8 protein-coding genes and 1 pseudogene are annotated in these 12,814 nt (G+C 61.3%); 7 read left to right on the top strand and 2 right to left on the bottom strand.

Translation table 11 applies throughout. The features are described 5' to 3' along the window. Positions 1-120: 120 nt before the first annotated feature. Both BN871_RS13975 and BN871_RS13980 read left to right on the top strand, forming a co-directional pair. Entirely contained in the window at positions 121-1,323 is a 1,203-nt protein-coding gene (locus tag BN871_RS13975) for a PQQ-binding-like beta-propeller repeat protein (protein ID WP_374725884.1), read from the top strand. A 384-nt stretch (positions 1,324-1,707) separates the two neighbouring features. After that, positions 1,708-6,036, top strand: coding sequence for a family 10 glycosylhydrolase (locus tag BN871_RS13980; protein ID WP_083436439.1), 4,329 nt, complete (start codon positions 1,708-1,710; stop codon positions 6,034-6,036). A 281-nt stretch (positions 6,037-6,317) separates the two neighbouring features. Here BN871_RS13980 and BN871_RS13985 read toward each other — a convergent pair whose 3' ends face one another. Beyond that, the gene (locus BN871_RS13985; protein ID WP_021881126.1) at positions 6,318-7,229 is read right to left on the bottom strand and encodes a LysR family transcriptional regulator; all 912 of its coding nucleotides are present in this window, start codon (positions 7,227-7,229) and stop codon (positions 6,318-6,320) included. A gap of 216 nt (positions 7,230-7,445) precedes the next feature. Between BN871_RS13985 and BN871_RS13990 the strand changes: the two genes are divergently transcribed. Then, positions 7,446-7,910 carry a DinB family protein gene (locus BN871_RS13990; protein WP_021881127.1) on the top strand — a complete coding sequence of 155 codons (465 nt, stop codon included), beginning with the start codon at positions 7,446-7,448 and terminating at the stop codon, positions 7,908-7,910. Positions 7,911-8,385: 475 nt separating this feature from the next. After that, positions 8,386-8,807: pseudogene (locus BN871_RS14000) on the top strand (MraY family glycosyltransferase); the annotation flags it as partial. A gap of 159 nt (positions 8,808-8,966) precedes the next feature. Here the strand turns inward: BN871_RS14000 and BN871_RS14005 are convergent. Then, positions 8,967-9,509 (bottom strand): PadR family transcriptional regulator, encoded by a 543-nt coding sequence (locus tag BN871_RS14005; protein ID WP_048746720.1) that lies wholly within the window; start codon positions 9,507-9,509, stop codon positions 8,967-8,969. A gap of 225 nt (positions 9,510-9,734) precedes the next feature. Here BN871_RS14005 and BN871_RS14010 point away from each other — a divergent pair, with 225 nt between their 5' ends. From BN871_RS14010 to BN871_RS14020, 3 genes are all read left to right on the top strand, one after another. Continuing rightward, positions 9,735-10,817 (top strand): polysaccharide deacetylase family protein, encoded by a 1,083-nt coding sequence (locus tag BN871_RS14010; RefSeq protein WP_048746722.1) that lies wholly within the window; start codon positions 9,735-9,737, stop codon positions 10,815-10,817. 68 nt (positions 10,818-10,885) lie between these two features. After that, entirely contained in the window at positions 10,886-12,376 is a 1,491-nt protein-coding gene (locus BN871_RS14015; protein ID WP_332310219.1) for a VCBS repeat-containing protein, read from the top strand. Positions 12,377-12,428: 52 nt separating this feature from the next. After that, positions 12,429-12,814, top strand: a 386-nt coding sequence (locus BN871_RS14020) for a response regulator transcription factor (protein WP_048746725.1), incomplete at its 3' end; no start/stop codon positions are given.

A 12,814-nucleotide genomic window follows, 5' to 3' on the forward strand; every position in this document is an offset into this window, starting at 1 on the left:
CATGCCGCCGCTCAGCTCATGCGGATACGAGTCCATGATCTGCTCCGGCCGCGAGATTCCGACGAGAGTAATCAGGTCGATCGCCCGCGGCTGTCCGCGCCGGGATACGCGCCGGCAGCGCTGAACGCGCCGCTGGCCAAGCCTCTATGGACCGCCGCTATCGACAAGCCCGGGCCGCAAGGCTTCCTCTACGCGACCAATGCGGTCGCGGAGAAGGGAGTCGTCTATTCCATCGGCGGCGGAAAGCTCATCGCCCGCAGCGCGGAGAGCGGCAAAGAGACGTTCCGCTACGGGACGGGACTTCGACCCTTTGTCGTCTATGAGGGCAGTTCCGTCTATGTCGTGCAGCGGGACGGCAAGATCGCCGCTCTGAACGCCGCAACCGGCAAGCCAAGATGGATATCGTCCGCAGGCGCCCAAGAGGACGGACGCGTACCGATCGTGCGCGGCGACACGGTGTACGCGACGACGGGCAATGTCGTCACGGCGCTCCGGGTTTCCGACGGCAAGAAGCTGTGGAAGCAGACGGAGAAGTCCGCAACCTATGCGCCCTATGAAATCCAGGAGCATGACGGCGTCGTGCTGATGTCCTATGTCGTGTCCGGAGCGATAACATCCATCCAGCTTGACGCCGTGGACAAGGGGACAGGCAAGCTGCTGTGGAAAGCGGGCTCGACGAGCAGCCTGCTCGACGTGAAGGACGGAAAGGTCTATGCGGTCAAGGACGGCTTGCCCAATGCCGATCTGGACGCGAGTCCGAATCGCGTCTTCAAGGTTTCGGTGCTCGACCTGCGCACGGGCAAGTCCCAGGAAACCCGGGAGTACGGCTACAAGCTGCCGGGCCAGCCTCCCTACCCGTACGGAGGGGAGAGGGCATTTCTGGACGGAAGCGACCTCTATCTGGATACGGGCGCCAATGTTTTGAAGTTCGACTTCAGCCGGTATGCCTCGGGCCAGAAGCCTTCGAAGACATACGCCAAGCGCAGCGAGCGGACGGAGCTGGCGGGCAAGCCGGCCTCCGGAAGGCTTTTCCTGGTGGACCGGGACAGCGGAGCGCTGCGGGGGCTCAAGACTTCCAACGGAGATCCCGTGTCCTGGGCCGGAGACAATCCTGCGGTCCGCACGGAGGTATTCGGCAACGGCGTTTATTCCGCGCAGTCGGACGGCTTCCTGTATGCGTTCAATCTCCAATCGACGGAACCCGTCCTGAAAGTGAACGCGGGAACCCGCCTGTTCGGACCGACTCTCCGGACCGGCCCGGTCCTGATCGTGCAGACGGACAGCAAGCTCATTGCCGTCCGCATCCCTGGCGCGTTGAAGTAGCAAGTTCCGCGGTTTCAGGCTGAAGCAGAGAGCTTCGAGCTTGCCGGATAGCTGAATTCCCCGAGGGTGATCACGCTGCCGCCTTTTGAAGGCGGCGGAATTGTGGTCGGCCGAGGGGATTTTTTTGTTCCAACACGCTGAAATATTATTCCATAATAAAATAAAAAATCGAAATATATTGAAAATGTAAAATTTATCTACTAGTCTGATAGAGAAGACCCAGTCCTGGCCGCTGGAGGTGAGGGGGAGAGAAACCGGAAGCAGGAGCGAGGAAAAATGCAGGAGCGAAGAAAGTGCAGGAGCGAAGAAAGGTGCAGCGCTTTATAGCAGAATCAGATCCGCGTTCATGGAGTCAAAAACAACGGGCATTCAGGGAGGCAAAAGATGAGCTGGACTAGAAAGCTGCGCAAGTCGATTCCCGTCGTCACCGCCATCATGCTTGGCATCGGCACGATAATTCCCGGAATAGGGACATCCCCTGTCTCGGCCGAGCAAGCGTACGACCTGCCTTATTCGTCTTCGTTGGTCGAAGGATTCGAGAAAACCGATTACCTTCAGGCTTCTTCCGTCAAGTCGGTCACGACGCTGGAGCTGGCGAGCAGGCCGGCAACGATCTACTACGGCAGGCATGCGGCCAAGCTGTCCTATGATTTTACCGGCACGACAGGCACTTCGGCATCTTATATCAATTTCAAGGACGACAACGGCTCCGCCGGACGAAGCCTTCCCGGCGATCCGAAGCAGATTGGAGTCTGGGTGTACGGAGCAGGCGACAATCACTGGCTGAGGGCCCAGCTGATGGATTCGGGAGGCGCGAAGACGGCGATCGATCTCGCAGCCCGGGTCGATTGGACCGGCTGGAAATACATAACCGCCCCGATACCCGCCAGCATGCCGAGGCCGTTGAAGATCACCCAGATCTATCTGGCCGAAACGAAGGACGATAATAAAAACAAGGGAGTTCTGTACGTGGACCAGTTGAGCGCATTCGGCTCCTCTTCGTCTCTGTACGGTCTGGATCTGAACGGGCTCGGCCCGATGCAGACCGGAGAAAGCCGGCCGACCGTCGTCGAGGCCACATATGCGGGAAGGACCGCTCCCGCAGCCGTTCCTGCTTCGGCGCTGACCTACAGCAGCAGCGACGAAAGCGTCGCCTCGGTGGACGGGAGCGGTATCGTCCAGGCGAAGCAGGCGGGGCATGCAACGATTACGGCCATGATGTCCGGTTACGGCGCGGCGGCCTATGCGGAAGTAACGGTCGCGGACGAAGCTCCTGTTCCGTCGGAGCTGGAAGTATCGGGACCTCCTCGGCTCGTGACGGGATCGGCCGATTCGCTAAGAATTTATGCCTATTACGGAGGTCTGGCGAATCCTGTATCGGTGTTGTCGGGAGCCGCTTACCGGAGCAGTGCGCCAAATGCAGTGGAGATCGATTCGAAAGGGAAAATGAAAGCGCTTCAACCTGGAGAGGCCGTTCTGACGGCCGAATACCGCGGTCTGTCGGCGTCCTTGAATGTCGTCGCAGCCGATCCGGTACCGGTGCTGCAAAGCATTTCCCTCGCCAGCCTGGCGGCGATGAACGTCGGAGACAGCGCGCGGACCGTGGTGGAGGCTGCGTACAGTATTCTGCCCGCTCCCGTGCCGGTCACGGAAGGAGTGGGCTATAAGAGCAGCAAGCCGGAAGTAGCATCCGTCGATGCCGGCGGACTCGTGACGGCCCGATCGGCTGGCGCCGCCCAGATTACGGCGACGTTCGGCGGCAAGACGAGCAGCGTCTACCTCGTCGTCAGCGCGGCGCTGCCGAATCCCAAGCGGGAAATGCGGGCGGCCTGGATCGCTACCGTCGACAATGTGGACTGGCCGCTTAAAGGCGTCACTGATGCCGACCGGCAGAAGCGGGATTATATCGCCTTGCTTGACGAGCTGAAGGCGGACGGAATCAATGCGGTCATCATGCAGGTGAAGCCGACTGCCGACGCCTTCTATCCGTCGGACCTGGCTCCGTGGTCGGAATGGCTGACGGGCAAGCAGGGGCAGGATCCGGGCTACGATCCGCTCGCATTCGTCCTGGAGGAAGTCCATAAGCGCAACATGGAGTTTCATGCCTGGTTCAATCCTTACCGGGTCAGCATCAAGAACGACCTGTCCGCGCTCGCCCCGAACAATCCGGCGATCCTGCACCCCGAGTGGAGAGTCGAGTACGGAGGCAAGCTGTACCTCAATCCGGCGATTCCCGAAGCAAGGGAATATATCGAAAGCGGCATTATGGAGGTTGTCCGCGGCTACGATATCGACGCCGTTCATTTCGACGATTATTTCTATCCTTATCCGGTAGCGGGAGTCGATTTCCCGGACGCTGATCAGTACGCGGCCTATCAGGCTTCCGGCGGAGGCCTGACGAAGGATGATTGGCGCAGGAGCAACGTCAACCTGTTTGTCGAGCGGATGAGCCTCCAGATCAAGGGCGCGAAGCCATATGTGAAGTTCGGCATCAGTCCGTTCGGCATCTGGAGGAACAAGAGCGAGGATCCGTCCGGTTCCGATACGAACGGGCTCAGCAGCTACAGCGCGATCTACGCCGATACGAAAACATGGATCGACGAAGGCTGGATCGACTATGTGACGCCGCAAACTTACTGGTATATGGGCTATTCCCCGGCTGCGTACGAGAAGCTGATCGCCTGGTGGAACGACGCCGTCCAAGGAAAGAACGTGCACTTGTACAGCGGACAGGCGATCTACCGGATCGGAGCGGCCGACGGCTGGAGCAATCCCGAAGAGATGCCGAACCAGGTCATCCTGAACCGCAATTATGATTCCGTCCAGGGCAGCATGTACTTCAGCGCGACTCAGTTCGGACAAAATCCGCTTGGTTTCGGGGATCGCCTGCGCGGCGATCTGTACCGTTATCCGGCGCTGATTCCGGTCATGCCATGGCTGGGCGGCAAAGCGCCGTCCGCACCGATGCCGAGCGCGGCGCAAACGGCGGACGGAGTCAGCGTCATCTGGAACGCCGATTCCTCCTCGGACGAGACCTCCTACGTCGTTTACCGTTTCGACGGCAGCCAGTCGGGAGATATCGACGATGCTTCCCATATCGCGGCGTACATCCGCAAGCAGGAAGGGAGCCTGCAAACGTACAACGACCGGATGGTCGATGAGGGCAGGACGTATACGTACGTCGTCACGGCCGTCGACCGCCTTCACCGTGAAAGCGGGCCGAGCCAAGCAATGACCGTGAAAGTCGGCTACGGCTTCCCGCCGGGGACGCCGATACCGACCTCGACGCCTGGTCCGAGCGGGACGCCGATACCGACCTCGACGCCTGGTCCGAGCGGAACGCCGGGAGCGAGCGCGACGCCTGGTCCGAGCGGAACGCCTTCGCCGGGTGCAACGCCGGAAGTAAGCGCATCTCCCGGGCCGGGATGGCCAGGACCTGCAGCACCGTCCTCCTCGCCGTCTCCGGCCCCGACGGCCACGGTCGGCGTCATCATCAACGGCGCCAAGCATGACATCGCACTGCTGTGCGACAGCATGAAAGAGGGAGCCGCCGTATCGAGGCTGACCTTCATCGAGGAACGTCTGGAGGAGATCGCCGGCAGTATGAAGGCTCCGGTCATCGTCGTTCCGGTATCGAATAGGTCGGGGACGTTCATCGGCGAGCTGAGCCTGCATTCGCTGGAGAAGCTGGCTGCGGCAGGCGCCGTGCTGGAGTTCCGTTCCGCAGCGGCGGCCTTCTCCGTTCCTGCTGCTGCTGTCGCGCGGAACATGGGCGCGGGCCTGACAGAAGATAAGGCCATGGTCGAGATTTCGATCTCCTTCCGGACCGAAGACATCCGGCAAGGCGCAGCTTCTCAAGCCGCGGCGGCAGGCGCCGCATGGCTGGCAGGCCCGGTCGGCTTCGGCATCTCTTACGTGGATGAAGCAGGCAGGACCCAAGCGGCTCGTTTGGATCGCTTCGTGACGAGGTCGCTTGCGATCGCGGACCCTGCAGCTGCCGCAGGAACCGCAGCCGGAGTCCGTCTGGCAGCCGGCGGCAGCCTGGTTCCGGTTCCGACGAGAGTGCTGAAGGATGAGACCGGGCAATACTGGGCGCTGCTGAGCAGCCTGACAGACGGGACCTTTGCTGTCGTGACGCATTCGAAGTCGTTCGGCGATACGGCCGGACACTGGGCGCAAGCCGCGATCGGGGATTTGGCTTCGCGGCTCGTCTTGAGCGGAAGGACGGATACGTCGTTCGCCCCGGACGAGAAGGTGTCCAGAGCCGAATTCGCCGCCATGGCAGTACGGTCTCTCGGCCTTGATGCGGACGGAGCAGCTTCGGCCTACAGCGACGTTGCTTCGTCGGCCTGGTATGCGCAGGCTGTTGCCGCCGCAGCCGCGAACGGGCTCATCTCCGGTTACGGGGATGGGGATGGCAGGTTTCAGCCGAACCGCGGCATTACGCGCGCGGAAGCCTTCGTTATCCTGAACCGGGCTGCGGAGCTGGCTGGCTTGGCCGCCGGGGAGGATTCGGACGGCAAGCTCGGCGGAGTCAAGGATGCGGATAGGATTCCAGCCTGGGCCCAAACGGCGGCTTCCTCTTTGATCGGCAAGGGTTTGCTGCAGGGCTACGCAGACGGCTCGCTCAAGCCCGGCCATTCCCTGACGAGAGCGGAAACGGCGCAAATGCTGCAAAAGCTGCTTATTCAAGCCGGGCTCATAGACGAATAATGGGAGAGCGAATGTTCAAGACAAAAGCCCGCGTGCTTTCACGAGGCCGGTCATAATGAGCCGGGTGCCGCGAAGGCGCCTTGAGTATATGGGCATTGCCGAGCCGTGGAGTTCGGCGCATGGGAACGGGGAGGACCCGTGACAGCTTTGGCCCTATTCATTCAGGCAGCAAGAAAGGGAGCCTCTCCGGAGGCTCCCTATTTTGCCATTCCGTGTTCATGGCCACCGTACGCAAGGAGGGGCGGCAGCACGTTGGGGAGAGAAGCCGCGGCCGCAGCCCGCTACCCGGACGAACGCCGGGCGGCTTCCACAACGCTCCGGATATAGTCCTGCAGCTCTCTCATGAACAACCGGGCTGCCTGACCCATGAACCGGTCGGTCCGGTAGAGGATGCAGATATTCTGGCTCGGCGTCGGATTCAGCAGCGTGACGACGGATAGGTTTTTGCGGTCCAGATGATCGAGCAGCAGGCGGGGAAGGATGCAGGCTCCGATTCCTTGCTCGGTGAGCGACAGCATCGTCGACAACGTCGATGTCACGATTGGATTGTCCAAGGAGATTCCTTTATCCCTGGAGCAGGAATGGATCAGCTTCGTGATCTGATGGTCAGCTCCGAACAGAATCAGCTTCAAGTGCTGCAGCTGGTCGAACGGGATCGCCCTGGATTTCGCCGCCGGGTGATCACATCGCATGGCGAGTGCGAATTCCTCGTGGAAGAGCGGTACGACCTCAATCCGGCCGTCGGGCTTGGCAGGAACCGTCGTCACGCCGAGATCTCGCGTGCCGGCTGCGACCTGCTCGTATACATCCGCCGTTTCCGTCACCGTGATGGAAAGCTTGGGGTATTTCCGGTGGAAGTCGACCAGCAAGGCGTCAAACAGCAAGTCCCCGTCCCCGGGCAGGATACCGATATCCAGCTTGCCTCCCTCCATGCTTTTCAGATCCGAAACAGCGCCATGAATATAGGCGACCCGCTCGAAAATCAGCTCGCTCTGCTCCAGCAGCATTTTGCCCGCATCCGTGAGGGCGATCCTCCTGCCGATCCGGTCGAACAGAGGCGTCCCCAGCTCGTTTTCCAGAAACTTGATCTGCTGGCTGAGATTTGACTGGGTCGTGCAGAGGTTTTCGGCTGCTCGGGAGAAGTGCATCTCCTTGCAGATGGCCGCAAAATATTCCAGCTGTCTGAGTTCCATCCGATCGCTCTCCTCTGTTGAAGGCTGTTTTTCTTTCGACTTTTGACGAAGGCATGATTACGGACATTTTTGCGGCACTTTTTTTCCATTATATCATTAGTAAAAGCGATCGATAGCATCGGAAACGTGTGATGGTTCCCCAAGCGACGCGAGACTACAATAAAGCCATGAAAGAGGTTCAACAAAACCCAATCGATCCCAAGGAGGAAATGAATCATGTCCCAGCCCGTTCTTCACACCAGCCAGGTGCTTCGTCAAATCGCGATCGGCCACATTCAAGCCATCGACGAATCCTTGTTCGACCGCCAGCCTGCAGGCTTCAACAATACGATCCGTTGGAATGTCGGCCACATCGTCTACTGGCTCGACCGGTATGCATCGATGAGCTTCGGGCTCCCCTCCTCCGTTCCGGACTCTTACGGAACCTTGTTCTCCTCCGGTACGAAGCCCGCGGACTGGGAGATGACGCCTCCGTCGAAGGAGGAGCTCGTCGGGATGCTGGGGACGCAGCTGGACGGTCTGTCCGAGCTGACGGGCGCGATGCTGGAGCAGCAGCTGGATTCGCCATTCATCATGGGATCGTTCCGCTTCGACACGGCGGGAGAATTGTTCAATTTCGCCCTGGTCCACGAAGCCATTCACTTGGGAACGATCACCAGCCTTCTCAAGACAGCCAAGTAAATTCGTCTTGCCCGGCTTGATCGCGAGGAAGCCTTCCTCTGCGGGGAGCAAGCTGTGAAGAGGCATGCGCCTTAGGCGGCTGAAGGAGCAGACCGCATCCGGCAAGGGGAAAAAAAGAGAGGTTGGCGGGAGGCTGGATTTCGGGTACGATAGGTGAATTCGATCGATTCGGCCGGCCGGGAGCGTAGCGCGCATCCGCCTGCTTCCCGGCAGCTGCGGCGGAATCCAAGGAGGATGCATCTTGTCGACGACCACTGAAGCCCAGCCGCAACCCGGCCAGGAACCTTCCGGCAGCCTGGAGGAAGCGGCGCAAGCCGGGCGTCCTGATACCGGAGCCGGCTCCGCGGCGCCGCGCCGCTGGGGGCTGGCGATTATGCTGGGGTCGCTCACGGCGATCGGGCCCTTTTCACTGGATATGTACCTGCCCGCGCTGCCGGAAATGACGGCCGAGCTCGGCGGGACCAAGCTGCTCGGACTGCTCGTCGTCGCGCTCGTCATGAGCCAGCAGGCTCCGCCATGATGGCCGTCATCACCGTCGGCATCTCGGCCGGCTATCTCGTCTTCAACCGTCCACCGGCCAAGGTGTTCATGGGAGATGCGGGCGCGACCTACCTCGGCTTCATGCTCGGCGTCATCGCGCTTGACGGCGCGTTCAAGCAGGCGACGCTGCTGTCGCTGTTCATCCCGATCCTGTCGCTCGGCGTGCCGATTCTCGACAACCTGCGCGTCGTCATCTCCCGCATCCGCAGCGGGGTGCCGTTCTACAAGGCGGACGCTTCCCAGGCGCATTACCGGCTGCTTGCATCCGGGATGAAGCCGGTCCAGGTCGTGTCCTTTCTTTACCTTCTGAACATCTGCTTCGGACTGTTCTCCATCGTGCTGCTGCTGGCTCAGTGAGGGAGGGCCGAACAGCCGTTGACCCAAATATCCCGGTCCAATTGAAAAGAGCTTCGTTCCATTCGGGAACGAAGCTCCTTTTTTTGATGCCGGCAGGCCCCGAGCAAAGACGCAGTTCCTGCCCCGTGCCGCCGCCGCAGGCAGGGATCTGCGCAGCCATCAATCCTCCAGCGGATCCAGCGGCGCGCCGATATCGCTGAGGCGTCCGGCAGCAGCGTCCGCATGCAGCCGGCGCAGCCAGCGCAGCTCCGTGCGCGCATGTTCGTGCATGCCGGACATCATGTGCAGGACAGCCCGGGGAACATCGGGTATATGCTCCTCATAGACCTCCTCCCAGTGGCGGACGACCTCTTCCTGCTCGCGGATCCGGCTCTCCAGCATGGAGACGAGCTCCTGCGGATCGATGAAGCGGGCGAACCCGAGCGCCCCGAGCATGGGGTGGTAGACCGGTCCGACTTCATTCATCCGGGCCATGAACAGCTCATGGAACAGCATTTTTCCCGTCTCCGTAATGCGATAGACCGTCTTCTCCTGGCCGCGGGGGTTCAGCACCGTGCGGGCCGGCTCGATGTCATGGCTGGCCGCCAGCTGATCGACCGCATAGTAGAGCGAGCCCATCTGGACCTTCGTGTGCTGGTCGATCCGGCGCTCGAGCATGGTCGTATAGATCTCATAGGGATGCCGTTCCTTCTCCAGGAGCATGCCGAGGATGATGAGCCGCAGCGGATTGGAACGGGCGGATGATTTGTTCAGGACCGCTACCCCCTTTACGTAAATGTCTGCATCGAATGGTATGGATATATTGTACCACAGACCGTGTCGAATATCGGGGACGGCTGTCAGGCCGTGTTACCGGATTGTAACTCCTCCCGCAGCTCGATCCCTTACGATAGATTCATCAGACCAAGTAGGGAGTAGTTGCGCGAAATGAAAGATGGATGGAAAAACGACATCATGAAACGACTAACGTCCAGGCATTCGGAAGAAAACCGTGCGGGCGCAGCGTCCAAGGCGCGGCCCGGCGATGAAAGCGCCGCAGGAAGACAATCGCAGAGAGCCCGGATAGGCCGGAGGCTGCTGGTTTTGCCGCTGGCCGCGGCTTTGGCGGCAGCCGGAGGCTGCTCTGCAGGCGAGCTGGCTGATCGCGTATCGGCCGGAGGCTTCCCGGCGGATCGGAATCCGGCCGTCTCGCCGGGGCCGGGGACATCCGCCGTGACGCCTGAGCCGGCTGGAAGCCCGGAGCCTTCAGCGGATATATTCTCTCCGAGCCCAAGCCCGACCGCAAAACCGGCCGCAAGTTCCAGCCCGAAGCCTCATGTCAGCGCCAAGCCGACACCCGGGACGTCTGTGTCCGGCAGCGTCTACGGCCAAGCGGCATCGATCCCCGGCCTGGCCAAGCCGAATGACGGAAGGCAGCATACGGCGAAGGTCGCGAAGGGAACGCGCGCGGTCGCCCTCACGTTCGACGACGGGCCGGACGGCCGCACGACACCGGCCATTCTCGATATATTGAAGAAAAACGACATTAAGGCGACCTTTTTCGTCGTCGGCACGCAGGTCAAGCAGTATCCCGACGTCACTGCCCGCATTGTCAAGGAAGGCCATGCCCTAGGCAATCATACCTATCATCATGCCGATCTGGCTAAAACAGGCAGGACAAAGACCCTGCAAGAAATCGCGTATAATGATACACTTATCGAAAGGGCAACCGGGATCATTCCGAGCCTGTTCCGCCCGCCATACGGCTCGACATCGCCGCTGCTGAAGCAGCTGCTGCGGGACAGCGGCCGGAGCATGGAGCTCTGGAACGTCGATACCCGGGACTGGGCCGGCACATCCGTTGCCGCTATGCGAGCCAACGTGAACCGCAACGTGAAGCCCGGAAGCGTCATTCTCATGCATTCTTTCGGCAGCAAGCTGCATACGGCCGAGCTGCTGCCGCTGATCATAAAGGATTTGAAGAACAAAGGCTACGTGTTCGTCACGGTCGACGAGCTGCCTGAAGCCTGATTCCCGCCGCCATGCGGGAATCGCAGGGCGGGCCGAATCGGCATGAAGGAGGAGCAGGCGACTTGACCATGCGCTTAAAATACAATCGGCGGAAGTCGGGCCCTGCCCGCCGTCCGTCCTTGAAACGCCGCACGGCCTGCCTGGCCGCAGCGGCTTGCCTTGTGCTGCTGGCAGGCTGCCGTTATACGGCTGCGCCCGCCGACCTGCTCACAGCGCCGGAGGCGGCCCAGCCGTCCGGCAAGCTGTCGCAGGAAGTCCGTGCTTTGCTGCCTCCGGGAAGCTCGCTCGCTCTGCCTCAGCGGGAGAAGCAGCCGGAAGCGATCCGCACGCTGGATCTCGACGGAGACGGCAAGCCCGAAGCGCTGGTCTCCTATACAGACGGCTACGGAGGCTGCCAGCTCCTGATCGCCAAGGAGGAGCCTTCCGGCTGGAAGAAGTGGGCTACCATCCGCTCAGCGGCCAGCACCAGCCTGGACTGGCTGTCTATCGTCGATCTGGACGGCGACAAGCGGCCCGAGCTCGTGGCGGGCTGGGCGGTCAGCGTGCCCGGCGATTCGACGGCCGGGCAGCAGTATATGCTGCAGGTCTACTCGTTCCTGAATCCCCAATTCGAGGAAGGGGAAAGCGGCCTCGTGCTGAAGCCGCTCGCCGAGCTCGCCTACGAGACGGCCGAGACCGGCGATGTGGACGGCGACGGCATGCCCGAGATTTCCCTCGTGAACCGGAACAAAAAAGGAACCATCCCTACGCTTCGCGTATACCGCTTGGCGGAAGGCCGCTTGACGGAAGCGGCATCCCTGCCGCTGTATCCCGACGTGAATCTGTACGACAGGATAACCGCTGGCAAAGTGTCCAAGGAACGGTACGGCCTCATCGCCGAAGCAGGCGTCGGCGCGCATTCCTCCATGAGCGCCATGTTCATGTGGAACAAAGGAGCCCTCGAGCAGGTGTACCCGCCGTACGGCAATCCCGACCTCGGCTTCAGTCCGAGCGGCGTCATGAACGGAGACATCAACGGAGACGGCATTCTCGAATGGAGCCGCCTCACGGAGGCGGCCGGACAGAAGCAGGACACCCCCTATGCCGACATGCTGTTCTATACGGAGTGGATGCAGTGGAACGGCCTGCTCCCCGGCGAAGAGAAGTACGATGCCAGGGAGCCGTTCGCGCCGGTATCGATCGAGTACAACAGCTATCCGTACGGGCTGTCGCTGCAGATCCCGTCGCGCTGGCGAGGCCAGTTCACGTTGACGCGCCCTGAAGATATCGCCAGCGGGATCATTACCGTCAATTATTACAACGCCAAGTCGGGCCGCATCGCCCCGCTATGGACGATCTGCGCCGTTCCGGTCAAGGAATGGGACGGCTGGTCGGCCGGCCTCGGCGCTCCGCGCAAAAAAGTCGTCAACCTCCGCACGGCGGGAGGATTCGTCTACGCCGCCGTACAGGAGCCCGATCCTGACGGCAAATGGCCCGAGGCGGAGCTGAACCAGTACCGCTCCATGCGGCTGACCGACGAGCAGCTTGCCTCTTCGGTCCGGCTGCTCCCGGAAAATTAGCGGTGATGGAACGAACGGTTCCCATTTCAGGCGGAAAGGAGGAGAGGGAAGCTTGAAAATCTTGCTGGTGGAAGATGAAGAGGCCATCCGCGGCTTCGTCCGCATCAACCTGAAGCGCGGCGGCATGGAGATGCTGGAGGCCGGCAGCGGGGAAGAGGCGCTGGAGCTCGTGATGAGCCAGGGAGCGGTCGATATCGCGCTGCTCGATGTCATGCTGCCGGGCATGAGCGGCTTCGACGTCTGCGCCTCGCTGCGTGAAGCCTATCCGGCGATGGGCATCATCATGCTGACGGCCAAGGCGCAGGAAGAGGACAAGATCCGCGGCCTCGAGCTCGGCGCGGACGACTACATCCACAAGCCGTTCAGCCCCGGCGAGCTGATGGCGAGAATCCATTCCCTCTCCCGCCGGCTGCGTCTGGCGGCTCCCGCGGCGGGCAG

This window comes from Paenibacillus sp. P22, from assembly GCF_000469945.2.
Taxonomy (GTDB): Bacteria; Bacillota; Bacilli; order Paenibacillales; family Paenibacillaceae; genus Paenibacillus_O; species Paenibacillus_O humicus.

Bases quoted from the DNA above. Each gene is read 5' to 3' on its own strand.
- BN871_RS14005 (WP_048746720.1), bottom strand. From the start codon at position 9,509: ATGCTCCTGGAGAAGGAACGGCATCCCTATGAGATCTATACGACCATG.
- BN871_RS13990 (WP_021881127.1), top strand. From the start codon at position 7,446: ATGTCCCAGCCCGTTCTTCACACCAGCCAGGTGCTTCGTCAAATCGCG.
- BN871_RS14010 (WP_048746722.1), top strand. From the start codon at position 9,735: ATGAAAGATGGATGGAAAAACGACATCATGAAACGACTAACGTCCAGG.
- BN871_RS14015 (WP_332310219.1), top strand. From the start codon at position 10,886: ATGCGCTTAAAATACAATCGGCGGAAGTCGGGCCCTGCCCGCCGTCCG.
- BN871_RS13985 (WP_021881126.1), bottom strand. From the start codon at position 7,229: ATGGAACTCAGACAGCTGGAATATTTTGCGGCCATCTGCAAGGAGATG.
- BN871_RS13980 (WP_083436439.1), top strand. From the start codon at position 1,708: ATGAGCTGGACTAGAAAGCTGCGCAAGTCGATTCCCGTCGTCACCGCC.